At 48.0% G+C, this 273-nt stretch carries 1 protein-coding gene; it reads right to left on the bottom strand.

All coding sequences use genetic code 11. The annotated features are described in order from the left end of the window. Positions 1-273: fimbria/pilus outer membrane usher protein (locus tag SAZ04_RS22045; protein ID WP_332699725.1), on the bottom strand; the 273-nt coding region annotated here is incomplete at both ends.

Genomic DNA, 273 nt, shown 5'->3' with positions numbered 1-273 from the left:
ATCGACAAGCTGAGATTTTTGATATTGCCGAAATCAAAGTAGCGCGACAGCGTCAGGTTATAGCGATCATTGGTTGGTCGATTCCAATAGGTCTGGTGGTTGTAGTTGAGATAAGTGCTTAATCCCCAGTCCCGAAAGTTCTTGTTCAGGGTGACGGTGTACATTTCCCTGCTGCTACCGCTTCTGTGGCCGGTATAGCGCGCATCAAGATATTCGCTCATTGTCATAAAGTCCTGCGCCGAGAAACGGTAACCAGCAAAGGTCACTTGACTG

Source organism: Halalkalibacter lacteus, from assembly GCF_036663595.1.
In the GTDB taxonomy this organism is placed as follows: domain Bacteria; phylum Bacillota; class Bacilli; order Bacillales; family Bacillaceae_D; genus Halalkalibacter; species Halalkalibacter lacteus.
Note: the sequence above shows the minus strand (reverse complement) of the source record. Positions and strands in the feature narration are given on the sequence as shown.